Source organism: Cellulomonas sp. NS3, from assembly GCF_024757985.1.
In the GTDB taxonomy this organism is placed as follows: Bacteria; Actinomycetota; Actinomycetes; order Actinomycetales; family Cellulomonadaceae; genus Cellulomonas_A.
In genome coordinates this window covers 3,887,002-3,910,608 of record NZ_CP103289.1, presented here as the reverse complement: position 1 = coordinate 3,910,608, position 23,607 = coordinate 3,887,002, and the positions used below count along the sequence as shown (strand labels likewise).

Here is a 23,607-nt window from a genome sequence, read left to right as displayed (position 1 = left end):
TGGGCGGGGCGGGTGAAGGCGTGGTGAGGATCTGTGGCGCCGCCCGAGTGTCGTGGTGTCCCGGATCGCGGGACGGCCCCCGGGGTGACGGTAATCCCGAACGGGTGATTCGTCACCCGTTCGGGCACCACGAGTTACTGCTGAGTACGACTCCCGGTCACATCGGTGTGCTCAGTGCCGTGCGGAACCCCTCGTCAGCGCAGCGGGACGAACGCGTAGCTGCCCAGGCGACGGTGCACGAACGTCTCGCCGCGCCGCTCGACGACCCACAGCGTCGTGCGCACCGGCAGCACCACGCGCCCGCCGTCGGCGACCTGGCGAAGCAGCGCGTGGGGGAGGCGCTGCGCCGCCGCCGACACGAGGATGCGCGACCAGCCGCCCGAGACCTCGCGCCCGGGGGTCCCCGGCGTCGCGGGCTCGATCCGTGCCCACGGCTGCCGGGTCGCCGCCAGGTTCTCCGCACCCCACTGCGCGAGCCCGGGCTCGAGCTCGAGGCCGAGCACCTCGCCCTGCGGCCCGACGAGCCGGGCGAGCAGCGCGGTCGTCCACCCCGAGCCCGAGCCGACGTCGAGCACGCGCGCGCCGACGGGGACGCGCAGCCACCGCAGCATCGTCGCGACGGTGCTCGGCTGGGAGCACGTCAGGCCGTGGCCGAGCGGCAGGGGACGGTCCTCGTGCGCGTGCGGGCGCTGGTCGGGCGGCAGGAACGCGCGCCGGTCCAGGTCGCGCATCGCCTGCGCGACGTCGTCGGCCCGCTCGAGCGGGTCCGGCCGGCGGCCGCCCACACCCGTCATCCGTCGAGCGTAGGCGCGCGGCCGGAGGGTGTCAGCGGAGAGAGCGGGCCGGCGCGGGTGTCGGGCGGCGGCGGTGCGGGCGGGCGGGGGCCGGCGCGGGGTGGTCGCGGTCCGCGGTGGTCAGGGCGCGGGGGCGACGACGGGGAGCTGGCCGGTGGCGGGCGGCAGCGGGTCGAGCACGGCCTGCACGGAGACGACGGGGATCGACTGGGTCTCGGAGATGAGCTGGGCGACCGTGCGCGGGCGGCGGCCCGGGCGGCCGGGGGTGCGCCGCTGCTCGATGCCCTCGAGCGTCGACGCGCGCCACACGGCGCCGCCGTTGAGCCGGCCGTCGGGTGCCGGGAGCCACGGCACCTTGCGCGAGAGCCACACGCGGATGGTCGCGTGCTCGACGCCGAGCCGGTCCGCGAGGCGTCCGATGTCGTAGAGGTCGTCGAGGCCCTGCGGCTCGGCGGCCCGTTCGCGAGCGCGGATCTGCGCACGGGTCAGCGGTGCGTCCGGTGCGGCGTGCGCCGCTCGTCCGGGCGCGCGAGCGTCGTCGAGGTCCCCTGAGTCCACGTCCAGAAGCGTAGCCGGGACACATCGGGCACGGGAGGGTCAATCTGTCACGGAAGCGTGACGAGACCCACAAAGAAACTCACCCTCAAGGGTCGAGGACCTCGGTCCGATACACATAACGTGTTACGTGTGAGTGACAGATTGCCGACCACGCGGCGCTCTGCACGCGGTGGGCGGCACGCTGCCCCCCGCGCCGGAGCCGCCGCCCAGCCGCGCGCCACCGCAGTCCAGGTGGCCCGCGGTGCCGTCGCCGTCGCCATGACGCTCAGCGTCAGCGCCTACGCGTTCACCGTGCCGAGCATGGCCGACGTGACCGCGCAGCGACAGGCCGCCGAGCAGGCCCAGGAGGAGCAGGCCCAGCTGGCCGCCTCCGCCGAGGCGACCGAGGCCGCGCTCACCGAGCGCCGCGCCGCCGTCGTCCAGGTCGCCGACTCCGTGGCAGCCCGCGCGCAGGTCGCCAAGGAGACCGCGAGCGCCGCCGCGCTGACCGCCGAGGTCGTCGCGCCGCTCGACGAGGCCGTCGCCGAGCTCGGTGAGCTCCTCGAGATCGCCCGCGCGGAGAGCGCCGCCGACCCCGCGACCGCCACCGCACCCGAGCCCACCGCGACCGGCCCCGCCGCCCCGCTCGCCGGGTCCGCCCCGGCGCCGACCGAGGGCGCCGCCGAGCCGGCCCCCGCGCCGCTCCCGTCCGACGCGCCCGCGCCGACGCCCTCGGGCTCCGCGTCCGCCGCGGACGAGAAGGCCATCCTCACCACCCAGGTCCCCGCCAGGGTCGCGGGCGTCGACGTCCCGAAGGGGCCCGAGGACGCCACGACGGCCCGTCTGCGCGAGGCGGTCGAGAAGGTCGCCCAGGCGTCCGCCCAGGTCGTGCTCGTCGCCGAGGCCAACTCCGCCGCCGTCGAGGTCGCCCAGGGCGTCCAGGCAGCCGCCGCCGCCGAGTCCCAGCGCGCCGCCGCCGAGGCCGAGCGGGTCGCCGCCGAGCAGGCCGCGACGCGCGCCGCGTGGCGCACGTCGCTCGAGAAGTACGGCAACGGCCAGGTGCCCGAGTCGGCGCTTTGCGAGCTCGACTTCGACACGTCGCACGAGCTGCGCTGCGACGCCGCCGAGCAGCTCGAGCTGCTCGACGCCGCGTATGTCGACGCGTTCGGCGTGCACATCACGGTCTCCGACTCCTACCGCTCGCTCGCCGGGCAGTACGCGTGCACGCGCACCAAGGGCAGCCTGTGCGCGGCGCCCGGGACCTCGAACCACGGTCTCGGCACGGCCGTCGACCTCGGCGGCGGCATCCAGACGTTCGGCACGCGGCAGCACCGCTGGCTCGTCGCGAACGCCGACGAGTACGGCTGGACGCTCCCCGAGTGGGCCCGCGCGACCGGCAGCAAGCCCGAGGCGTGGCACTGGGAGTACGTCGGCTGACCGGGCCGCCCGCCCGCCCTGCTCCGGCACGCCGGGCGCGCGGCTCCCGGACCGCTGACCAGCACGCCCACCCCGCTCGCGCCGCCCGGCCGGGAGGGCGCGCAGGACCTACCATCGGCCCCATGAGTGCTCATGGCGAGCCCGGTCGCGATCGGCCGCTCGTCGGGCGTGGGCCCGAGCTCGACGACCTGGACGACGTGCTGTCGTCGGTGTCCGCCGGGAGCGGCTCGATCATGCTGCTCGAGGGCGAGGCAGGCGTCGGCAAGTCGTCGATCGCGCACGCGGTCCGGACGACCGCGCACCTGCTCGGCCTCGAGGTCCGCGGCGCGTCGGCGTCCGGGGTCCCGCGCCGCGCGTTCGCGCTGCTCGCCGAGGCCCTGCTGCCGGCGCGGCCGGTGCACGGGGCCGACGACGCGCTGGGGCCGGGGCCCTCCCGTGGGCCCTCGCCCGTCGAGGAGGAGCTCGCGGCGCTGCTCGACCGCGCGCGCGACACCCCCGCGGCGCCCGCCGTCGTCGCGCGCACCGAGGAGCTGTTCACCGCGCTCGTCCGCCGCCGCGGCGACTCCGGACCCTGGCTGCTCGTGCTCGACGACCTGCACCTCGCCGACGAGGCGTCGCTCGCGGTGCTCTACCGCCTCGCGCGCGAGGGCGCCGTCGAGCGGGCACTGCTGCTCGCGACGATGCGGCCCGTGCCGCGCGGCGCCGAGCTCGCGACGGTCGTCGCCGCCTGGACGCGCGCCGGCGCCCGCTACGTCGAGCTGCGTCCGCTCGCGCCCGCCGCCGTCGTCGAGCTCGCGGAGTCGCGCCTCGGTGCCCCCGCCGGCCCGGCGCTGCGCGGCGCGCTCGCCACCACGGGCGGCAACCCGCGGTTCGTCGCCGACCTCGTCCGGGCGCTCCAGGAGGCCGACGCGCTCGTGCCCACGCCGCCGGGCGGTGTCGACGTCGCGCACGACGGCTGGGTCGGGCCGCTCGACGCCCTCGTCGTCGCCCGCCTCGACTACCTCGGCGCCGAGGTCACCGCGCTGCTCGCCCGGGCGTCGGTGCTCGGCTCGTCGTTCGTCGTCGGGGACCTCGCCGAGCTCGCCGACCTGCCCGTCGCGCACTGCTGGCGGATCCTCCGGCACGCGCTCGCGGCGGGCGTCGTGCACGCGCGCGGCGACCGGCTCGCGTTCCGGCACGACCTCGTGCGCACCGCGCTGTACGCCGGGCTCGACCCCGCCGAGCGCCGCGACCTGCACGCGCGCGCGGCGCGGGCGCTGCAGGAGGCCGGGGCGCCGGCGGCCGTGGTGGAGCGGCACCTGCACCGGACGGTGTGAGCGTCCGGCGTGCGGCACCGCTCGCTCCGCCGTGCCGTGCGGGTCGACGTCCCGTGCACCGCGACTGGGGTGTCGGCCTCCGCGCCGCGACCCTACGGTGGACGGGCGGCGTCGCCCGGCGTCGCGCACGCCACGACGAAGGAGCGCCATGCCCATCCGTACCGCACGCACCGCTTGGAACGGGACCCTGCAGGAGGGGGGCGGCCAGGTCGAGCTGACGAGCTCGAAGGTCGGCACGTACGACGTCTCGTTCCCGCGCCGCGCCGCCGACGAGGCGGGCGGGGTGACGAGCCCCGAGGAGCTCGTCGCGGCCGCGCACTCGTCCTGCTACGCGATGCAGCTGTCCGCGCTGCTCGGCGAGGCGGGGGCGACGCCCGTCGCGCTCGAGGTCACCGCGGACGTGACGCTGAGCCCCGACCCCGCCGGCGGCTTCCGCATCAGCGGGATCGCGCTGAAGGTCCGCGGCGAGGTCGAGAACATCGACGCCGACGGCTTCGTGAAGGCGGCCGACGCCGCGAAGGCGACGTGCCCGGTGAGCAAGGCCCTGACGGGCACCGAGATCACGCTCGACGCCGCGCTGGACTGACCCGCGCGGTCCGTCCCGGGCCGGCGGCGTGCGCGACGTGCGCGCGTGCGTCGGCGCGGGGCGGTCGGTGCGGGGGTCGTTCCGGGGTGGCGGAGCGGACGCCCCGGCGGTCGGACGTGCGGAGCCGCCGACGTCCTGGCGTCCGGTCGCCCGCCGAGCGTGCTCGGCACGCGTGCCGGTCGGCGTGCTGCCGACCCGGTCGTCAGCGCAGGCGAGCGAGCAGCCGCAGTGCGCCCGTGAGCCGCGGGGGCTCGTCGACCTGGGTGACGCGGGCGAGCGTCCGGTCGGTGACCTCGCGCACGAGCGTGGGGAGCTGCTCGGGGACGCCGGCCTCCCACAGGGCGGCGACGGCGTCGAGGGGCAGCTCGAGCGTCGTCGTGCGGGGGTGTGCGAGCGCGATGCTCGGCGAGCCCTCGATGCGGACCCACGTGAGCCCGGGCACGCGGGCGACGATCACGTCGCCGGCGAGGAGGCCCAGCGCGGTGATCGTGGGCACCGGGTCCCAGCGGAGCGGGGGCTCGACGGCGTGCCAGGCACCCATGAGCTCGTCGAGCAGGACGCCGAGCCGGTCGACGTCGGTGAGGTCCAGGCCGGGGCCGCGCAGGAGCTCGCGGGACTCCGCGAGCCACATGGCCTCGGCGGGATCCAGCCCGCGCACCGCGGGACGCACGTCGGGGGCCGCGCGTCCCGCGGTGCCGCGGGGGGACGGCACGAAGCTGCGACGCTCCCGCGAGCGGGGGTGCCGTGCTGTGCCTGTCATGCAAGAGATATCGGCACGGTGCGGGCCGGCATGCACGGCCACCAGGGTGAACCTGGTCACCCTGCGCGGACGCTGGGCTGTGGGTGGGAGACTGCAGCCGTGTCGACCGTGACGGATCCCGCGCAGCGCCCGGACGCGGCCGCGCAGCCCACCCCCGACGTCGTCGCCGCGCTGCGCGCCGCGGTCCGGGGCTCCGTGGACGACTCCTCCCGGCGTCGCGCCGAGTACTCCACGGACGCGTCGAACTACCGCGTCGTGCCGCAGGTCGTCGTGTTCCCGCGGGACACCGACGACGTGCTGGCCGCGCTCGAGGTCACGCGCGCGGCGGGGGTCCCGCTGACGTCGCGCGGCGGGGGCACGTCCGTCGCGGGCAACGCCGTCGGCACCGGCGTCGTGCTCGACTTCTCCCGGCACGTGAACCGCGTGCTCGCGATCGACCCCGAGGCCCGCACCGCGCGCGTCGAGCCCGGCGTCGTCATGTCCGAGCTCCAGCGCCAGGCAGCCCCGCACGGGCTGCGCTTCGGCCCCGACCCGTCGACGCAGGCCCGCGCCACGCTCGGCGGCATGATCGGCAACAACGCGTGCGGCCCGCGCGCGGTGGCGTACGGACGCACCGCGGACAACGTGCTCGCGCTCGACGTGGTCGACGGCACGGGCCGGCGCTTCGAGGCCGCGCGCGGGCTCGACCCCGTGCCGGGCCTCGACGCCCTGGTGCGCGCGAACCTCGAGACGATCCGCACCGAGCTGGGCCGCTTCGGCCGGCAGGTCTCCGGGTACTCGCTCGAGCACCTGCTGCCCGAGAACGGCGCGGACCTCGCGAAGGCGCTCGTGGGCACCGAGGGCACCCTCGTGACCCTGCTCGGCGCGACCGTGAACCTCGTGCCGATCGCCGCCGCACCCGTGCTCGTCGTGCTCGGCTACCCGGACATGCCGACGGCCGCCGACGCCGTGCCCGCGCTGCTGGCGCACGCCCCGCTCGCGATCGAGGGGATGGACGCCCGGCTCGTCGACGTCGTGCGCCGCGTCAAGGGCGCGAGCGCGGTGCCGCCGCTGCCGACGGGTGCGGGCTGGCTCATGGTCGAGGTCGGGGGAGCGGACCTCGACGAGGCGATGTCCCGGGCGCGCGCGCTCGCGGCCGACGCGCGGACCGAGGCGGTGGGGGTGTTCCCGCCGGGACCGCAGGCCGCTGCGATGTGGCGGATCCGCGAGGACGGCGCCGGGCTCGGCGGGCGCACGCCCTCAGGCGAGCAGGCCTGGCCCGGCTTCGAGGACTCCGCGGTGCCGCCCGCCCGGCTCGGCGCGTACCTGCGCGAGCTCGAGGCGCTCATGGCCACGCACGCGGTCGACGGGCTCGCCTACGGGCACTTCGGCGACGGGTGCGTGCACCTGCGCCTCGACGTCCCGCTCGAGCGCTCGGGCGACCCGCTGCGCGCCTTCATGACCGACGCCGCGCACCTCGTGGCCGCGCACGGCGGCTCGCTCTCGGGCGAGCACGGCGACGGGCGCGCGCGCAGCGAGCTGCTGCCGGTCATGTACTCCGCGACGGCGATCGCGGCGTTCGAGGCCGTCAAGGACCTGTTCGACCCGCGCGACCTGCTCAATCCCGGGGTGCTGGTGCGCCCGCGGCCGCTCGACGCCGACCTGCGCCGCCCGCACGCCCGGTCGCTGCTCGCGGGCTCGGGCGGGTTCGCGTTCGGGCACGACGCGGGGGACTTCACGACGGCCGTGCACCGCTGCGTCGGGGTCGGCAAGTGCCGCGCCGACACGTCCGCGACCGGCGGGTTCATGTGCCCGTCGTACCTCGCGACGCGCGACGAGAAGGACTCGACCCGCGGCCGGGCCCGCGTGCTCCAGGAGATGGCGAACGGCACGTTCGTCACGCAGGGCTGGGCGGCGCCCGAGGTCCACGAGGTGCTCGACCTGTGCCTCGCGTGCAAGGCCTGCTCGAGCGACTGCCCCGCGGGCGTCGACATGGCGCAGTACAAGTCCGAGGTGCTGCACCGGACCTATCGCGGGCGGCTGCGCCCCGTGAGCCACTACGCGCTCGGCTGGCTCCCGCGTTGGACCCGGCTCGTGACGGGCGTGCCCGGGCTCGCGCGGCTCGCCAACGCGGCGCTCGGGATCCGCCCCGTCGCGAAGCTCGTGCTCGCCGCGGGCGGCATGGACACGCGCCGGAAGATGGTCACGTTCGCCCCCACGCCGTTCCGCGCGTGGGCGCGCGGTGCGGGCGCGGCGCAGGTCACGCGGGGTGCGGGCGCGGTGGACGACGAGGCGCCCGAGGGTGCCCGGAAGCCGCGCGTGCTGCTGTGGACCGACTCCTTCAGCGACGGCCTCGCGCCGTCCGTCGCGCAGGCCGCGGTGCGGGTGCTGACGGCGGCCGGCTACGAGGTGATCGTGCCCGAGGACGAGGCGTGCTGCGGGCTCACGTGGATCACCACGGGCCAGCTCGACGGCGCGCGCGACCGGCTCACGCACCTGCTCGGCGTGCTCGGCCCGTACGCCGTCAACGGCATCCCGATCGTCGGCCTCGAGCCGTCGTGCACCGCCGTCCTGCGCTCGGACCTGCTCGACCTGCTGCCCGACGACCCCCGCGCCGTCGCGGTCGCGCGCGAGACCCGGACCCTCGCGGAGCTGCTCACCGCCCCCGCACCGATCGGCCCGCGCGAGCGCTGGGAGCTCCCGGACCTGTCCGGCGTGACCGCCGTCGTCCAGCCGCACTGCCACCACCACTCCGTGATGACGTACACCGCCGACCGCACGCTCCTGACCGAGGCCGGCGCGCAGTTCTCGACGCTCGCCGGGTGCTGCGGCCTCGCCGGGAACTTCGGGATGGAGAAGGGCCACTACGAGACGTCGGTGGCCGTCGCCGAGCACGCGCTGCTGCCCGCGCTGCGCGACGCGGCGCCGGGCGACGTGTACCTCGCCGACGGGTTCTCGTGCCGCACGCAGGCCGAGCAGCTCGCCGGGGTCCAGGGGGTGCACCTCGCGGAGCTGCTCGCGGCGCACCTGCCGCTCGGCGCGGACGCGGTCACGGGGGCCGGCTGACCGACCGGCGGGCCGGGCGGGGCGGGGAGCCGCGTCGGGCGGACGCCGGCGCCCGTGAGAGCGTGGGCTGACGCCGTCCGCCTGCGCCTCGGCAGCGTTCGGGTGAGGGCCGGTTGGGCTTCACAGCGGGGCATGGGAGAGTGTTCGCCGGACGGCCGGGGGGCGGAGCGTCCGGGGCGATCGACGCGGGTGCGCACGGCGGCTGCGCGCGCCCGGGGAGGGAGAGGCAGTGCCGATCTTCGAGCTCGACGAAGGTCGACCCCTCCTCGTCCAGCCCATGCAGCCCGCGAGCTCGACGTTCGCGCCGGACACCTCCGCGCTCGTCGCCGACCACCTCACCGCGCTGCTCGGCGAGCAGCTCTTCCAGGTGCGCGTGCGGCACGAGGACGACGAGGCGCCGCACCTGCTCGCGCTCGACGCGGGCGGTCAGCCGGTCGTCGTCGACGTGGTCCACCTGCTCGACGCCGAGGCGCTCGTGCGCGCCCTGGGCTTCGCGGGCCAGGCCGCCCGGCTCACCCGCTCGGACCTCGCCCGCGCCTACCAGGGCGGCCGCGAGGCGTTCGACGCGGACCTCGCGGTGTTCCGCGACCGCTCGCCGCTCACCGCCCAGCACGCACCTCGCACGGGCTCCCGCCTCGTCCTCGTGTGCTCGGAGGTCGACGAGGACGTGAGCGACGCCCTGGCGTTCCTGCGCCAGCCGGGCCGCCAGGTCGAGGTCCTGCAGATGGGCGTCGTGCAGGGCGGTGACGGGCGCCGCTACGTCGACGTCTCGCCCGTCCAGCTCGGCCCGCACCGCACCCCGCGCCCCGTCGAGCCCGCCGCGATGATCGTCCCCGCCCCGGTGCCCGCGCCCCTGACCGTGACGGGGGCGTCGGCGCACGAGAGCGTCTCGGCGCGAGCGGCCGCCGCGGAGCGCCCGCGGCCCGAGCCGGTGCCCGTGCCGCGGCCCTCCGCGGACGAGTGGGACCTGCCCCCGAGCGCCGGAGACCCGGCGCCGACCGCTGACCCGGCGCCCGCCGCTGGCTCCGCGCTCACGCGGGCCCTGGCGCCGACTGCGCCGGCACCCACGCCCGCACCCGTGCCGGCCGCGCGCCCGGCCCTCGCAGTCCCTGCGGACGTCGAGCTGACCATGCGCATGGCGCCCGTCCGGCTCGACGACGACGAGGCGCTGCCCGAGCCCCCGACGCGCTCCGGCGGGTTCGCGCCGCGCCCCGAGGAGCAGCGCGCCGCCGAGGAGCGCGCCGCGGCCCGGCGGCGTGCCGACGAGAGCACCACGACTGACCTCCCGCGCGACCCCGCGGTGCACGCCGCCGAGCTCCGGGCCGCGGACGAGGCGCTCGCCCGTGCGCGCGCGTTCGACGCCGCACGGCTGCGCCCGGCCCGCCGGGAGCCGAGCCCGCTCACGGCGCCGATCTTCCTGCCCGACCGCCCGGTGGGTCAGGCTCCCGTCGGCCGGAGCGGCACGGGCACCGGCTCGTCCGCCGTCGAGGCGACGAGCGCGGCCTGGGCGAGCCCGTCCACCGCGGCCTCCGGACCGGCACCCCGGGGTGCGTCGGCCCCGACCGCGTCAGCCGCGACCCCGTCGGGCCCGGCCCTGGCGAGCCCTGCCGCGTCGGGCGCGCTCCCGACGGCCGCGGCAGGCGCGCCCGGCACCGGGAGCCCGTCCGGGTCGACGCCCGCGCCGATCCCCACCCCGGAGCCGTACCGGCCGTCGTTCCTCGCCGACGAGCGCCGGGTCCCGACCCCGGCGCACGGTGCGGCAGCGACCTCGCCCCGGGCGGCCGCCCCGGCGGACGAGCACCACCCGCGTCCCGCGACCGGTCCCGCCGCGACGGCCCCGGCCGCCGCGACCCCGGCCCCGACGACCCCGGCCGCGGGCGTCCCCGGCCGCGCGTCGGGGCCCGACGAGGACCTCCCCGTGCGTGACCGCCGGTCGCGCGCCGACGTCCCGCCCACGCCGCCCACCGGGTCCCTGCGGCCGGCGTTGACCGGCACGTCCTCCGCACCCAGCCCCGACCCCGCCCTCGCGGCGCTCGCCAAGGGGCGCGGCGCCGTCGCGACGCTCGTGTGGTTCCGCGAGCGCCGGGGTCAGCGCCTCGTCGCGACGCTGCGCGGCGACGGCCTCATCGAGCTGCCCGACGGCGGCGTGCACGCCGACCCCGACGAGGCGGCGGCGGAGGCCGCGAACGCGGAGGGAGCCGTCGACGGGTGGAGCTCGTGGCGCGTCGGCGACGGCGGTCCGACGCTCGCCGAGGCGGCCGGCGTCCGCTGACCGGCCCGGGGCGCGCCGCGGGTCAGCCCGCGGCGACCCACCCGTAGCTGCCCGCCCACCGGGAGATCTCGGCGTAGAGCCGCGCGCGCACCGGCGCGGGGGACAGTGTGAGGTCGTGCAGCCCGCCGGGCACGCGCACGACCGTGACGACGGGTCCGAGCTGCACGGCGCGGCGCACGACGAGGTCCACGTCGAGCACGATGTCCGCGGCCCGCATGTCCTCGCTCCAGCGCCGGCTGATCACCGTCCGCGCGGAGACGAGCGTGAGCACGGGGACGTCGATCGCGAGCCCGCGCGCGACCTGCGCGTGGCCCGTCATGATCGCGCTGAGCCACCCGGCGCGGACCGGGAACGACGGCACGGGGCGCCAGCGGTCCTCGTAGGTCCACTCGCCGCCGTCGGCGGAGCGGATCGTGCGCGCGTAGTACCCGGGGTCGATGTTGGGCAGCGGCGCACGCGGCTGGAGCTGGGCCATGCGCGCGATCGCCGGGGCGCTGACGTTCCGGAGCACCGCGGAGCCCTGGAGCTCGAGCCACGGGCTGTTGAGGACGAGACCTGCGATCCGCCCGGGGTTGCGGTCCGCCCACAGCGCGGCGACGAGGCCGCCCGTCGAGTGCCCCATGACCATGACCCGGGCTCTCGTGCCGAGGTCCCGCTGCACCTGGGTCAGCGCCGCGTCGAGGTCCTCGTCGTACGTGCGCAGGTCGTCGACGTAGCCGGGCGTCTGGTGCGGGCGCAGGCTGCGGCCGTACTTGCGCAGGTCGAGGGCGTAGAACGCGGCGCCCTGGGCGTGCCAGTACGCGGCGAGCCCGGTCTGGAAGAAGTAGTCGGACCACCCGTGCACGTAGAGCACCGCGCGGGCGGGCCGCACCGGCTCGGGCGTCGCGGGTGCGTACCGCACGAGGGTCGCGACGACGTCGCCCTCGTCGTCGGGCGCGAGCGCGAGGGTGCGGGCCCGGAAGTCGTCGCCCAGCACGTCGGGTCCCCACCGGCCGACCACGCGCCCGCCTCTCCGCCGGCGCACCGCCGGCCGCTCGTCGTGCCGCCCGGCCCGGGACCTCCCGGCGGGTGGGTCGCGTCAGACCTCGACGACCACCTTGCCGAACTGGGCGCCGCGCGCGAGCCGGTCGAGGCCGTCGCGGGCACGCGTCAGCGGGTAGGTCGCGTCCACGAGCGGGCGGACCCCGGTGCGCCCGAGCATCGCGAGCAGGTGCACGAGGTCCTCCTTGGCGCCCATCGTGACGCCGAGGACGCTGATCTCGAGGAAGAACAGCCGCTGCAGCTCGGCGGGGCTCGCGTCGCCCGAGGTCGCGCCCGCGACGACGATCGTGCCGCCGGGGCGCACGGAGCGCACCGAGTGCGACCACGTCGCCGCGCCGACGGTCTCGAGCACGAGGTCCACCTTGCCGGGGAGCCGGCCGCCGGTCTCGAACGCCCCGGCGGCGCCGAGCTCGACGGCGCGGGCCCGGCGCGTCTCGTCGCGGCTCGTCACGAGCACCTCGAGCCCGGCCGCCGCACCGAGCAGGACCGCGGCGGTCGCCACCCCGCCGCCGGCGCCCTGCACGAGCACGCGCTGGCCCGGGGTCGCGCGCCCGCGCGTGAACAGCATCGTGTACGCGGTCAGCCACGCGGTCGGCACGCAGGCGGCCTCGACGAACGAGAGCCCCGCGGGCTTGTCGACGAGGTTCCACGTCGGCACCGCGACGCGCTCCGCGAGCGTCCCGGGGTACCGCTCGGACAGCAGCGAGCGCGGCTCGTCGGGCCCGACGCCGTGGCCGAGCGCACCACCGACGACGCCGTGCACGACGACCTCGCGCCCGTCCGGCGTGACCCCGGCGGCGTCCGTCCCGAGGACCATCGGCAGCGCCTCGGCGCGCAGGCCCACGCCGCGCAGCGACCACAGGTCGTGGTGGTTGAGCGAGGCGGCGCGCACGTCGACGGTCGTCCAGTGCTCGCGCGGCTCGGGCTCGGGACGCTCCCCTACCTCGAGGCCGTCGAGCAGGTCGTCGGGCGAGGTGCCGAAGCGGGTCACGGACGCAGCGAGCATGCGAGCACCGTAGCCCGGTGGGTCCGGGGGCGCCGACGTCCGGGCTGCGCTCGGTGCCGGACCGGGGCGAGGTCGGTGGGGGGTCGCTGCCCGTCGGGCGAGGTCGGAGGGCCGGCGCTGCCGGTCGGTCGCGGGTGGCGCGACACCCGTGCCGGGCGCGGGCTCAGTGCGCCCCGGACGGTGCGGGGGCGAGCGCGCGCGAGGACGTCCCGGGTCCCGCGACGACCACGCGGTCGCGCCCGTCGCTCTTCGCGCGGTACAGCGCGTCGTCGGCCCGGTGCAGGAGGCTCTCGGGGGTGTCCCCGGGGGCGGCCTCCGCGACGCCGAGACTGATCGTCACCCCGACCCGCCCGGCGGCGGCCTGCACGGTCGCGCCGGCGCACGCCGCCCGCCACTCCTCGGCGCGCCGTGCCGCGACCGCGACGTCCGCGCCGGGCATGACGACGACGAACTCCTCGCCGCCGTACCGCGCGACGACGTCCGTGCCCCGCAGGCTCGACGCCAGCGTGGTCGCGAGGAACACGAGCAGCTCGTCCCCGACGGCGTGCCCGTGGGTGTCGTTGACCTGCTTGAAGTGGTCCAGGTCGACCATGACGACCGTCAGCGGCGTGCCCGCCGACGCCGACCGGGTGACCGCCGTCGCGAGCGCGAGCGCGAGGTGCCGCCGGTTGTGGACGTGCGTGAGCGCGTCGCGGGACGCCTGGTCGACGAGGTCCGCGCGCAGGTGCTCGAGCTCGGTGACGTCCCGGGCGACGGCGACGAACCCGAGCAGGCGCCCCTGCCGCGACCGGATCTCGGTGACGCGCACGTCGAGCACCTGGCCGTCACGGGTCGTGACGGTCACGGGGTCGCGGCTCCCCAGCGCGGCCGCCAGCTCGGGCCCCAGCACGTCCTGCCACCGCGCGCCGAGGAGCGCGGAGCCGGCCGCCCCGGGGGCGCGCGCGAGCAGCCGGACCGCGGCGGGGTTCAGGTCGAGGAACCGGCCCCACGGGTCGAGGACCATCGCGGCGTCGCCGAGCGCGGCGAGGACCTGGCGCGCGGACAGCGACGGCAGGGCCAGCCCCCGTCCCCAGCGGCGGTCGAGCAGCCACCACGAGAGCGCCGTCACGAGGAACAGGACGGGCGTCAGGTCGACCGTCTGGGCTCCCGCCACGCCGGTGAGCGTCGCGAGGTTGCCGACGGTCGGTGCCGCCGCGGCGACGAGGAGGAGGACGAACGTGCGGCGCTGGCCGGCGATGGACCGGCGCATCGCCTGCACGAGCAGCACGGTCGCGGCGGCGCTGAGCGCGTAGCTGTACGCGCTGTGCACCCAGAACAGCGGGCCGAAGTCGACGTGCGGCATGGCGGCGCCGGGCGCGCGCTCGACCGAGGCGTAGAACAGGTGGTGCCACGGGTCGGTCGCGGCGGCGACGACGGTCAGGACCGGGACGACCGCGAGCAGGACGGCGTGCTCGCGCCGCAGCTGCTCGGCGTGCCCCGCGGCGACGAGCGCCTGCCACAGGAAGCCCGCGATCACCGCGCACACGCCCGGGTAGATCGCGAGGCTGAACGCGTACGCGAGCGCAGGGTCCGCGGCGGCGACCGAGGCGGCGTCGAAGGCGCTCCAGTACGCGATCCCGAGGTGCAGGAGCGCGAGCGGCCGGGCGGCGGGCCCTCGCTCGCGGTGCCGCCAGGACGTCAGCGCGGGGACGAGCGCGACGAGCGCGACGAGGGCGTAGACGAGCGCGAGCACGACGCTGCCACCTTCCCGTCGGTCCCTGGGCTGTCCCCGGCACGATCGGCAGGGACGGTCGGGCCGTGAGGGCCCGACCGGGTGGTCGTGTCAGAGCAGCGGCAGCATCCGGCCGAGGTCGGGCACGGCTTCCGACGTGTACTGCGGGCTCAGCGCCTCGGCGAGGACGTCGACGTCGTACGGGACGCGGCCCGCGGCGAGCCGGACCCACGTGAGCGGCCGGGCGACCTCGAGGCTCCACCCGCCGCGCGCGACGACGATGCGCAGCAGGACCCCGGCGACGAGGTCGAGCGCGTCGCGGTCGACGGGACCGGCGCCGGACGGGTCGACGCGGCCGCTCCCGCGCAGCGAGCGCGCGAGGTCGTCGGCGTGCACCACGAGCTCGAGCACGCGCGACGCCACCATGTCGGAGAGCAGCACGGGCCCGCGGCGGGCGAGCACGACGGCGTCCGAGGTGCCGAGCGCGTCGAGGCGGGCGAATGCGGCGCGGGCGAGCGCGTCGACCGCGGGGAGCGGGTCGTCGCCGAGCTCGGCCGCGAGCTGCCGCGTCGTCTCCGCGGTCTCCGACGCCCGGTCGGCGTACTGCCCGAGGTACTCGGCGAGCGTGAGCGGGACCGTCCCGGCCGGGGCGACCTCGACCGCGGTGAGCGAGTCCATCGCGCGTCCGAGGTGCGCGACGAGGTCGCCCACGGTCCAGCCGTCGAGCACGCTCTCGGCGCGTGCCGCACGGGGGTCGACCACGGTCCCGACCCACCGCCGCAGGACGTCCCACTGGGCGTGCAGCGCGGTCGAGGCGGCGGCGAGGTCGGTCGACGAGGGGTGCGTCATGCGCCCATCGTGCCCCAGACCGGGCGAAGTCGGGCAGGTGTCCGGGACGGGTCCGCGCACGTGCGGGCGTCCCGGGGCCCCGACGCTCGCCCGGCGACCGGCCCGGTGCGCCGCCCGGCGAGCGGCGCACCGGGCGGCCGCTGACCACGCCACAGCCGGTGGTGCGGTCAGCCGCCGACGCACGTGAGCGTCGGCGCGGGCGCGCCGCCCGCCGTCGTGCCCTGCAGGCCGAACGACGTCGAGGCCGCCGGTGCGAGCGCGCCGTTGTAGGCCAGGCTCGACGCGGTCTGCGTGGCCCCGGTGCGTGCGAACGCCGCGTTCCAGCCGCCCGCGAGCTGCACGCCGTCGGGCCACACCCACGTCACGCGCCACGACCGCAGCGGCTGGGTGCCGGTCGCGGTCACCGTGACCGACGCCGTGAACCCGCTGCCCCAGCTGTTCTCGGTCCGCCAGGTCGCGGTGCACCCCGTGGCAGGGCCCGACGTCCCGGGCTGGGTCGTCGCCGTCACGGCGGCCGAGGGCGGCGACACGTTCCCCGCGGCGTCGACCGCGCGGACCGTGTACGTGTACGCGGTGCGGGCCGTGAGCCCGGTGTCGGTGTACGCCGTGCCGGCGGTCGTCGCGACGCGCAGGCCGCCGCGGTGCACCTCGTAGCCGGTGACGGCGGTCCCGCCGGCCGGCGCCGACCAGGCGAGGGGGACGGTGCTCGTCGTCGTCCGGCCGGCGGTCAGGCCCGTGGGCGCGTCCGGCGGCTGCACGACGCCGCCGCCGTCGTCGGGCGTCCACGTGAGGCCCGCCCCGAGCGGGAACAGCGGCGTGCGGCCGTCGCCGGCGTTGACCGGCTGCTGCGTCGCGGACGCGGGCCAGGAGACCGGGAGCGTCCCGGTCGGGGCGACCTTCCCGAACAGGACGTCCGCGACGCCCGCTCCCTCGCTGCCGGGGAGCCACGCGACGTCGAGCGCCTCGACCCAGGGCAGGAACCCTGAGACGTCGAGCGGACGGCCGGACACGAGCACGACGACCGTGGGGACGCCCGTCGACCGGATCCGCTCGAGCACCGCGGTGTCGGCGGCGTCGAGGGCGAGCCCGCCGGGCCGGTCGCCCTCGCCCTCCGCGTACGGGGTCTCGCCGAGCACGGCGACCGCGACCGCGCACGAGGCGTCGACGTTGCTCGCGTCGCGCGCGTGCGTCACCGACCGGCCGCCGCCGAGCACCTCCTGGACGCCCTGCAGGATCGTCGTCCCGGGCACCGTCGCGCCGCTCGCGCCCTGCCAGCTCAGCGTCCAGCCGCCGCTCTGGTTGCCGATGTCGTGCGCGTTCTTCCCGGCGACGCAGACCGTGCCGCCCGTCGTCGCGAGCGGCAGGACGCCGGTGTTCTTGAGGACCACCTGCGACCTCTGCACCGCGGTCCGCGCGAGCGCCCGGTGCGTCGCGCTGCCGACCGTCGAGGCGGTCGACCGGTCGGCGAGCGGCCGCTCGAACAGGCCGAGCTCGACCTTCTTCGTGAGGATCCGGCGCACCGCGTCGTCGACCCGCGCCGCCGGGATCGCGCCGCTCTGCACGCCCTGCCGCAGGTACGTGAGGAACGTCCGGTAGTCGTTCGGCACCATCACCATGTCGATGCCCGCGTTGACCGACGCCGCGACCTCCTGCGCGGTGAAGCCGCGCGCGCCGTCGAGCTGGTCGATCGCCGCCCAGTCGGACACCACAAAGCCGTCGAACCCGAGCTCGCCCTTGAGCACGTCCGTGAGCAGGTACCGGTTGCCGTGCATCTTCACGCCGTTCCAGCTGCTGTAGGACACCATGACCGACCCGACGCCCCGGTCGATCGCCGCCTCGAACGGGGGCAGGTGCACCGCGCGGAGCTCGGCCTCGGTGATCCGGACGTCGCCCTGGTCGTCGCCGCCCACGGTGCCGCCGTCGCCGATGAAGTGCTTGGCCGTCGCGAGCACCGACGCGGGACCGCCGAGCCGCTCGCCCTGGAAGCCGGTGACGGTCGTGGCCATCGAGGACACGATCGCGGGATCCTCGCCGAACGACTCGTACGTGCGGCCCCACCGGTCGTCGCGGACGACGCACAGGCACGGCGCGAACGTCCAGTCGACCCCGGTCGCGGCGACCTCCTCGGCGACGGCCCGCGCCACGTCCTGCGCGAGCTGCGGGTCACGCGTCGCCCCCAGGCCGATGTTGTGCGGGTAGATCGTCGCGCCGAGCGCGTTGTTGTTGCCGTGCACGGCGTCGATCCCGTAGAGCATCGGGATCTGCAGCGGAGTCGCGAGGGCGCCGCGCTGGAGCCGGTCGTAGAGGTCGGCCCAGCCCGCGGTCGTGTTCGGGGAGGGCGCCGACCCGCCGCCCGAGAGCACCGAGCCGAGCCGGTACGTCGTCAGGTCCGCCGGCGTGACGACGGCGCGCTCGGCCTGCGTCATCTGGCCGATCTTGTCGTCGAGCGTCATGCGCCCGAGCAGGTCCTCGACGCGGGTCGCGACGGGGAGCGCCGGGTCGAGGTACGGCAGCACGGCGGCCTGCGCGGGGGCCGTGCTCGGGCTGGACGCGGTGGCGGCGACGCCGAGCCCGGAGGCGGTGAGGGTCACCGCGAGGAGCAGGGCCGCCCCGCGCCCGCGCCGCTGCGCGGTTCCCGTCGTGCGGCCGGACGGGGTGCCCGCGGGACGGTCGGGCAGCGCGGAGCGGGGCATCGGTCGACTCCTTCGTCGGTGCGCCGGGCCCGTCGTCGGGCAGCGGCTGCCCCGATCCTCCGGCCGCGGGCGCGTGCCCACCACAGCCGAAACGTTTCGCCGAACGTCGTCGCCGGCGCGACGGGGATCAGCCCTCCGCGAGGAACTCGCTCACGATCCCGCCGACCTGCTCGGCCTCGATGAGGAACCCGTCGTGCCCGAACTCCGAGCGGATGGTCCGCACCGGGCCCGAGCCGGGGATCCCCGCCGCGATGCGCTCGGACTGCGCGGGCAGGAACAGCCGGTCGGAGTCGACCGCGACGACGAGCGAGCGCGCCGTGATGCTCGCGAGCGCCGCCTCGACCCCGCCACGGTCCCGGCCCAGGTCGTGCGTGATCATCGTCCGGGTCAGCGCGACGTAGGTGTTCGCGTCGAACCGCCGCGCGAGCTTGTCGCCGTGGTGGTCGAGGTAGGACTGCACCGCGAAGCGCCCGCCCTCGAGCGGGTCCTCCCCGCCCTGCGGGATCCGCCCGAACCGCACGTCGAGCTCGCGGGCGCTGCGGTAGGTCTGGTGCGCGATCTGCCGCGCGATGCCGAGGCCCACGTGCGGGCCCTCGCCGTCGGGCGCGTCGTAGTAGTCCCCGCCGCGGAACCGAGGGTCGGCGTGGATCGCGGCGAGCTGCGTGTGGAAGCTCGCGATCTGGTCGCCCGACGTCTGCGCCGCCGTGGCGATCGCCGCGAGGGACCGGACCCGGTCGCGCGCGCTCACGCCCCACTCGAGCACGCGCTGGCCGCCCATCGACGCCCCCACGACGAGCGCCCACGAGTCGATTCCGAGCGCGTCGGTCAGCCGCGTCTCGGCGGCGACCTGGTCGCGCACCGTGATGTGGGGGAACCGCCCGCCCCAGGGCCGGCCGTCGGGCGCGGTCGACGCCGGGCCGGTCGAGCCCTGGCAGCCGCCGAGCGCGTTGGGCGCCACGACGAACCACCGGTCGGTGTCGATCGGTGCGCCGGGCCCGACGAGCGAGCGCCACCAGCCCGGCGTCGGGTGACCGGGGCCGGCGTCGCCGGTCACGTGGGAGTCGCCGGTCAGCGCGTGCAGCACGAGCACGGCGTTGTCGCCGGCCGCGTTCAGCGAGCCCCACGTCTCGTACGCGAGCCGGACGGCACCGAGCCGCCCGCCCGCCTCGAGGCGCAGCGGCCCGAGGTCGGCGAACTGCCGCCGGCCCACGGGGTCGCCCTCGCGCCACGCGGCGCTCGCCGGCACGGGAGCGGGCGGTGCGGCGACCCGGCGGGGGCCTGCGGGGGCCGCCCGGCGCGGGGAGGGCTCCGCGGCGGCGACCGGGAGGTCCCGGTCGCTGGCGGTCGTGGGCCGGTCGGTCGGCCGGTCGGTGGGCATGGCTGTCCAATCTACGGGGGCGTCCCGCGCGGCGCGCGTGGGTCGACCGCGGGGCGTGCACCCGGTGCGAGCGCGGTGCGGCCCCGGGCGCGACGTGCGTGGCGCGCCCGGGGCCGTGCGGTCAGGCGCCCTTCGCGGCGCGGAAGCCCGCCTCGAGGTCGGCGAGGATGTCGTCGATGTGCTCGATCCCGACCGCGAGCCGCACGAGCCCGGGCGTCACGCCGGAGAGCGCCTGCTCCTCGGGCGTGAGCTGGCTGTGCGTCGTCGAGGCCGGGTGGATGACGAGCGAGCGGACGTCGCCGATGTTCGCGACGTTCGAGTGCAGCTCGAGGGCGGACACGAACGCCTGGCCGGCCGCCGCGCCGCCGTCGAGCTCGAAGGCCAGCACCGCGCCCGCGCCGCGCGGGGCGTACCTGCGGGCGTTCGCGTTCCACGGGCTCGAGGCCAGCCCGGCGTAGTGCACGCCGAGCACGTCCTCGCGCGCCTCGAGCCACTCGGCGACCTTCTGCGCGTTCTCGACGTGGCGCTCGACGCGCAGCGACAGCGTCTCGATGCCCTGGGCGATCAGGAACGCGTTGAACGGCGAGATCGCGGCGCCGAGGTCGCGCAGGAGCTGCACGCGGGCCTTCAGGATGAAGGAGAGGTTCGCCCCGAACGCGCTGCCGACGCCGAGGTCCCGCGCGTAGACGAGCCCGTGGTAGCTCGGGTCCGGCTGGTTGTAGTTCGGGAACCGCTCGGGGTGCTGCGCGTAGTCGAACGTGCCCGCGTCGACGATCACGCCGCCGATCGCGGTGCCGTGGCCGCCGAGGTACTTGGTCGCCGAGTGGACGACGACGTCGGCGCCGTGCTCGAACGGGCGGATCAGGTACGGCGTCGCGACGGTGTTGTCGACGACCAGCGGCACGCCGCTCTCGTGCGCGATGCCGGCGACGAGCTCGATGTCGAGGACGTCGGCGCGCGGGTTGGGGATGGACTCCGCGAAGAACAGCTTGGTGTTCGGGCGCACCGCGTCGCGCCACGCCTGCGCGTCGTGCGGGTCGGAGACGAACGTCGTCTCGATGCCGTACCGCGGCAGGGTGTGGTGCAGCAGGTTGTACGTGCCGCCGTAGAGGCTCGGGCTCGCGACGACGTGGTCGCCGGCCTCGGCGACGTTGAGGATCGCGAGCGTCTCGGCGGCCTGGCCCGAGGCGAGCAGCAGCGCGCCGACGCCGCCCTCGAGCGAGGCGATCCGGTCCTCGACGGCCTGCTGCGTCGGGTTGCCGATGCGCGTGTAGATCGGGCCGAGGTCCTTCAGGGCGAAGCGGTCGGCGGCGACGCCCGCGTCCGGGAAGACGAAGGACGTCGTCTGGTAGATCGGCAGCGCGCGGGCGCCGGTCGCGGCGTCCGGGGTCTGACCGGCGTGGACCTGGCGGGTCTCGAAGGACCAGGCGTTGTTCATGGGGCTCTCCTCGGGGGCGGGCCCGGCGTCCGGAGGACGCGGCGGGCGGGGGTGCGCGGGGGCGGGGGAGGGGCGCACGCTGCCGCGGTGCCGGGAGCGGCCCGATCAGGACCGGGAGCCCGGGTCCTCGTCGGCCGCACGGTCAGGCGGGGACGGGGAGGGGCTCAGGTGACCGGTCACCGGGCACAGCCGAGCGTGCGCTGGTCAGCGACACATTCGGCGGGACATGTCACGAACAGTACGAGCGCCGTCCCGTATGTGAAACGGCGGTCTCGCGATACGGGACGACTTCACCCCGCTGCCGGTGCCGGGCGTCGCCGTCGCCCGTTCGGGCAGCTTCACCCGGTCGGTTCGTCCGCATCCCTCCCGAACGACACGGGTGTGACTCGTGTGACGGGTGTGACTGGTGTTCACTTCTGAGAATCACGCCGGTAGCGTGCCGAACGGCGCCCCCGACGGCTCGAGGTCGCGCCCTCGGACGACGAAGGACATCACGTGACGCACCCCCACCCGCGCAGCCGCACGGCACCCCGCCTCCGGCGTGCCGCGGCGGCCTCGCTCGCCGCCGCGCTGCTCGTGCTGACTCCGGTGGCGGCGACCGCCGTCCCCGCCGCGCCGAGCGACCAGGACGTGCGCGACGCTCGCCGGGCGGTCGGCGGGGCCGAGTCGTCCGTCGCCGCGATCGAGGTGCGCCTCGCGCAGCAGAGCGCCGAGCGCGAGGCCGCCCTCGTGCGCGTGCAGCAGGCCGCCGAGGCGTACACGCAGGCGCAGGTCGACAGCGAGACCGCGGCCGCCGCCGCGACCACCGCCGCCGAGAGCCACCGCGTCGCCCAGGAGCAGGCCGAGGCCGCCCGCCGCACGCTCGTCGCCATCGCCCGGCAGAGCGCCCGCTCGGGCGGCTCGATGGACTCGGTCCAGGCGTTCCTCTCGGCCGACGGGTTCGACCAGGTCGTCGAGCGCAGCACCGCGCTCGCCCGGGTCAGAACCAAGGCCGACGCGGCCGTCCAGGAGTTCCGCGCCGCGCAGCTCGTCGCGACGACGCTCAAGAAGCGCGCCGACGAGGCCGTCGCCGCCCGCAAGGAAGCGGCCGCAGCCGCGCAGGACGCTCTCGCCGAGGCCAAGCAGGTCCAGGAGGAGGCGGACGAGGCCGTCGCGGCCGCCACGGTCGAGCGCGAGGGCCTCATCGCCCAGCTCGCCGCCGCGCGCAGCACGAGCGCGGAGGTCGAGCGCGCGCGCCAGGACGCCCTCGACGTCGAGCGACAGGCCCGCGAGAACGCCGCCGCCCAGGCGCGCCGCACCGCGCCTCCCGCCGCGTCCGTCGCGACGGCCCCGGCGGCGCAGGCCCCCGCCTCCCAGGCGCCGGCGGCGCAGGCCCCGGCGGCTCCGGCTCCGGCGGCACCGGCCCCCGCGGCTCCCGCCCCGGCCGCACCCGCCCCCGCGGCCCCGGCACCCGCGGCCCCGGCTCCGGCGGCGCCCGCCCCCGCGCCCGCCCCGGTCGTCCCCGCGCCGGCCCCGGCGCCGAGCAACCCGTACGGCCTCGGCACCGGCCGCTCGCGTGGCAGCGCGGCCCAGGGCGACGCCGCCTCGGCGTGGGCGCGCGCGCAGACCGGCATCCCGTACCTGTGGGGCGGCACGGGCCCGAGCGGCTACGACTGCTCGGGGCTCACCGGGGGTGCGTGGCGCAGCGCGGGAGTCAACCTCAACCGCACGTCGCGCGACCAGTACAAGCAGGTGCTCAAGATCAGCTACGACTCGCTGCGCCCGGGCGACCTCGTGTTCTGGTCGACCGACCCGAACAACCCCGACAAGATCCACCACGTCGCGATGTACGTCGGCGGCGGGCAGATCATGGAGGCCGCACGCGAGGGTGTGCCGGTGCGCCTGGCGTCGATGCGCTGGTCGGGCACGATGCCGTACGCCGGGCGTCCCTGACGCGAGGCCCTGCCGCGCAGCACGAGGGGGACCGGCGACCCCACGAGCAGGACGGGCCGCCCCCCAGGGGGCGGCCCGCGTCCGGCTCAGTGGTGGTCGTACCCCGCGTCGATGGCCCGCTGGCGCGAGCGCTCGATCTCGTCCTCGGCCTCCTGGCGGCCGGTCCAGTGCGCGCCCTCGACCGACTTGCCGGGCTCGAGGTCCTTGTAGACCTCGAAGAAGTGCTGGATCTCGAGACGGTGGAAGTCGGAGACGTCGTCGATGTCCTGCCGCCACGCGGCGCGCTGGTCGCCCGTCGGGACGCACAGCACCTTGTCGTCACCGCCCGCCTCGTCGCGCATCCGGAACATGCCGAGCGCACGGCACCGGATCAGGCAGCCCGGGAACGTCGGCTCCTCGAGGAGCACGAGGGCGTCGAGCGGGTCGCCGTCCTCACCGAGGGTGCCCTCGATGAAGCCGTAGTCGTCGGGGTAGCGAGTCGAGGTGAAGAGCATGCGGTCGAGGCGGATGCGCCCCGTCGCGTGGTCGACCTCGTACTTGTTGCGCTGCCCCTTGGGGATCTCGATCGTGACGTCGAACTCCACAGCTCTCCTCCGCCCGTGCGGCGGGAGCGCCGGTGGGCGCGACCTGTCCACACGTGTCTCCAACATGCCTGTGGCGGCGTGCCGACGTGGGACGCCCCCCTGGTACGTGACCTAGTGTGACGCACCGGGACGACTTGCTCCCGCGCGCGCCGCCGAGCGTGCCCGGTCGAGCAGCCGACTGAGACCAACGACACGCGCGACACGCGCGACACGCACGGACGGGAGGGC

The 23,607-nt window shown here is 76.9% G+C and carries 17 protein-coding genes; 6 read left to right on the top strand and 11 right to left on the bottom strand.

Annotation, left to right across the window (positions count from 1 at the left end; genetic code table 11):
* Positions 1 to 194 precede the first annotated feature (194 nt).
* Both NXY84_RS17670 and NXY84_RS17665 read right to left on the bottom strand, forming a co-directional pair.
* Positions 195 to 794: a protein-L-isoaspartate O-methyltransferase family protein gene (locus tag NXY84_RS17670; RefSeq protein ID WP_258724338.1), complete on the bottom strand. Its 600-nt coding sequence runs from the start codon at positions 792 to 794 to the stop codon at positions 195 to 197.
* A 120-nt stretch (positions 795 to 914) separates the two neighbouring features.
* On the bottom strand, positions 915 to 1,352 hold the full coding sequence (locus NXY84_RS17665; protein WP_258724337.1) for a hypothetical protein: 438 nt from the start codon (positions 1,350 to 1,352) through the stop codon (positions 915 to 917).
* 258 nt (positions 1,353 to 1,610) lie between these two features.
* Between NXY84_RS17665 and NXY84_RS17660 the strand changes: the two genes are divergently transcribed.
* From NXY84_RS17660 to NXY84_RS17650, 3 genes are all read left to right on the top strand, one after another.
* On the top strand, positions 1,611 to 2,768 hold the full coding sequence (locus NXY84_RS17660) for a M15 family metallopeptidase (RefSeq protein ID WP_258724336.1): 1,158 nt from the start codon (positions 1,611 to 1,613) through the stop codon (positions 2,766 to 2,768).
* Between the two features lie 122 nt (positions 2,769 to 2,890).
* On the top strand, positions 2,891 to 4,084 hold the full coding sequence (locus tag NXY84_RS17655) for an ATP-binding protein (RefSeq protein ID WP_258724335.1): 1,194 nt from the start codon (positions 2,891 to 2,893) through the stop codon (positions 4,082 to 4,084).
* Between the two features lie 148 nt (positions 4,085 to 4,232).
* On the top strand, positions 4,233 to 4,670 hold the full coding sequence (locus NXY84_RS17650; protein ID WP_258724334.1) for an OsmC family peroxiredoxin: 438 nt from the start codon (positions 4,233 to 4,235) through the stop codon (positions 4,668 to 4,670).
* 202 nt (positions 4,671 to 4,872) lie between these two features.
* Here the strand turns inward: NXY84_RS17650 and NXY84_RS17645 are convergent, their stop codons facing one another.
* Positions 4,873 to 5,430, bottom strand: a complete 558-nt coding sequence (locus NXY84_RS17645; RefSeq protein WP_258724333.1) for a hypothetical protein — start codon at positions 5,428 to 5,430, stop codon at positions 4,873 to 4,875.
* Positions 5,431 to 5,529: 99 nt separating this feature from the next.
* On the opposite strand from NXY84_RS17645, the gene NXY84_RS17640 reads away from it, so the two are divergent.
* Positions 5,530 to 8,475 (top strand): FAD-binding and (Fe-S)-binding domain-containing protein, encoded by a 2,946-nt coding sequence (locus NXY84_RS17640; protein WP_396126282.1) that lies wholly within the window; start codon positions 5,530 to 5,532, stop codon positions 8,473 to 8,475.
* Between the two features lie 229 nt (positions 8,476 to 8,704).
* Complete coding sequence (locus NXY84_RS21785; protein ID WP_309485017.1) at positions 8,705 to 10,747, top strand: hypothetical protein; 2,043 nt, start codon at positions 8,705 to 8,707, stop codon at positions 10,745 to 10,747.
* A gap of 22 nt (positions 10,748 to 10,769) precedes the next feature.
* Here the strand turns inward: NXY84_RS21785 and NXY84_RS17630 are convergent, their stop codons facing one another.
* From NXY84_RS17630 to NXY84_RS17600, 7 genes are all read right to left on the bottom strand, one after another.
* Positions 10,770 to 11,723 (bottom strand): alpha/beta hydrolase, encoded by a 954-nt coding sequence (locus tag NXY84_RS17630; protein ID WP_309485016.1) that lies wholly within the window; start codon positions 11,721 to 11,723, stop codon positions 10,770 to 10,772.
* 102 nt (positions 11,724 to 11,825) lie between these two features.
* Positions 11,826 to 12,794: a zinc-binding dehydrogenase gene (locus tag NXY84_RS17625; RefSeq protein WP_258724331.1), complete on the bottom strand. Its 969-nt coding sequence runs from the start codon at positions 12,792 to 12,794 to the stop codon at positions 11,826 to 11,828.
* Between the two features lie 163 nt (positions 12,795 to 12,957).
* Positions 12,958 to 14,526, bottom strand: coding sequence for a histidine kinase N-terminal 7TM domain-containing diguanylate cyclase (locus tag NXY84_RS17620; protein ID WP_258724330.1), 1,569 nt, complete (start codon positions 14,524 to 14,526; stop codon positions 12,958 to 12,960).
* Positions 14,527 to 14,616: 90 nt separating this feature from the next.
* On the bottom strand, positions 14,617 to 15,354 hold the full coding sequence (locus NXY84_RS17615) for a maleylpyruvate isomerase N-terminal domain-containing protein (RefSeq protein ID WP_258724328.1): 738 nt from the start codon (positions 15,352 to 15,354) through the stop codon (positions 14,617 to 14,619).
* A 167-nt stretch (positions 15,355 to 15,521) separates the two neighbouring features.
* Positions 15,522 to 18,047, bottom strand: a complete 2,526-nt coding sequence (locus NXY84_RS17610) for a glycoside hydrolase family 3 N-terminal domain-containing protein (protein WP_309485015.1) — start codon at positions 18,045 to 18,047, stop codon at positions 15,522 to 15,524.
* A gap of 127 nt (positions 18,048 to 18,174) precedes the next feature.
* Positions 18,175 to 19,425 (bottom strand): homoserine O-acetyltransferase MetX, encoded by a 1,251-nt coding sequence (metX, locus tag NXY84_RS17605; RefSeq protein WP_258724327.1) that lies wholly within the window; start codon positions 19,423 to 19,425, stop codon positions 18,175 to 18,177.
* A gap of 121 nt (positions 19,426 to 19,546) precedes the next feature.
* Positions 19,547 to 20,863 carry a bifunctional o-acetylhomoserine/o-acetylserine sulfhydrylase gene (locus NXY84_RS17600; RefSeq protein WP_258724326.1) on the bottom strand — a complete coding sequence of 439 codons (1,317 nt, stop codon included), beginning with the start codon at positions 20,861 to 20,863 and terminating at the stop codon, positions 19,547 to 19,549.
* Between the two features lie 495 nt (positions 20,864 to 21,358).
* Between NXY84_RS17600 and NXY84_RS17595 the strand changes: the two genes are divergently transcribed.
* Entirely contained in the window at positions 21,359 to 22,795 is a 1,437-nt protein-coding gene (locus NXY84_RS17595) for an NlpC/P60 family protein (protein ID WP_258724325.1), read from the top strand.
* Between the two features lie 86 nt (positions 22,796 to 22,881).
* On the opposite strand, the gene NXY84_RS17590 is transcribed toward NXY84_RS17595, so the two are convergent.
* The gene (locus NXY84_RS17590) at positions 22,882 to 23,379 is read right to left on the bottom strand and encodes an inorganic diphosphatase (RefSeq protein ID WP_141372301.1); all 498 of its coding nucleotides are present in this window, start codon (positions 23,377 to 23,379) and stop codon (positions 22,882 to 22,884) included.
* Between the last annotated feature and the right edge of the window lie 228 nt (positions 23,380 to 23,607).

What these genes read in the sequence shown, in the direction of transcription:
- NXY84_RS17655 (WP_258724335.1), top strand. Translation starts at nt 2,891, where the DNA reads ATGAGTGCTCATGGCGAGCCCGGTCGCGATCGGCCGCTCGTCGGGCGT.
- NXY84_RS17650 (WP_258724334.1), top strand. Translation starts at nt 4,233, where the DNA reads ATGCCCATCCGTACCGCACGCACCGCTTGGAACGGGACCCTGCAGGAG.
- NXY84_RS17600 (WP_258724326.1), bottom strand. Translation starts at nt 20,863, where the DNA reads ATGAACAACGCCTGGTCCTTCGAGACCCGCCAGGTCCACGCCGGTCAG.
- NXY84_RS17645 (WP_258724333.1), bottom strand. Translation starts at nt 5,430, where the DNA reads ATGACAGGCACAGCACGGCACCCCCGCTCGCGGGAGCGTCGCAGCTTC.
- NXY84_RS17615 (WP_258724328.1), bottom strand. Translation starts at nt 15,354, where the DNA reads ATGACGCACCCCTCGTCGACCGACCTCGCCGCCGCCTCGACCGCGCTG.
- NXY84_RS17660 (WP_258724336.1), top strand. Translation starts at nt 1,611, where the DNA reads ATGACGCTCAGCGTCAGCGCCTACGCGTTCACCGTGCCGAGCATGGCC.
- NXY84_RS17625 (WP_258724331.1), bottom strand. Translation starts at nt 12,794, where the DNA reads ATGCTCGCTGCGTCCGTGACCCGCTTCGGCACCTCGCCCGACGACCTG.
- metX (WP_258724327.1), bottom strand. Translation starts at nt 19,425, where the DNA reads ATGCCCACCGACCGGCCGACCGACCGGCCCACGACCGCCAGCGACCGG.
- NXY84_RS17610 (WP_309485015.1), bottom strand. Translation starts at nt 18,047, where the DNA reads ATGCCCCGCTCCGCGCTGCCCGACCGTCCCGCGGGCACCCCGTCCGGC.
- NXY84_RS17670 (WP_258724338.1), bottom strand. Translation starts at nt 794, where the DNA reads ATGACGGGTGTGGGCGGCCGCCGGCCGGACCCGCTCGAGCGGGCCGAC.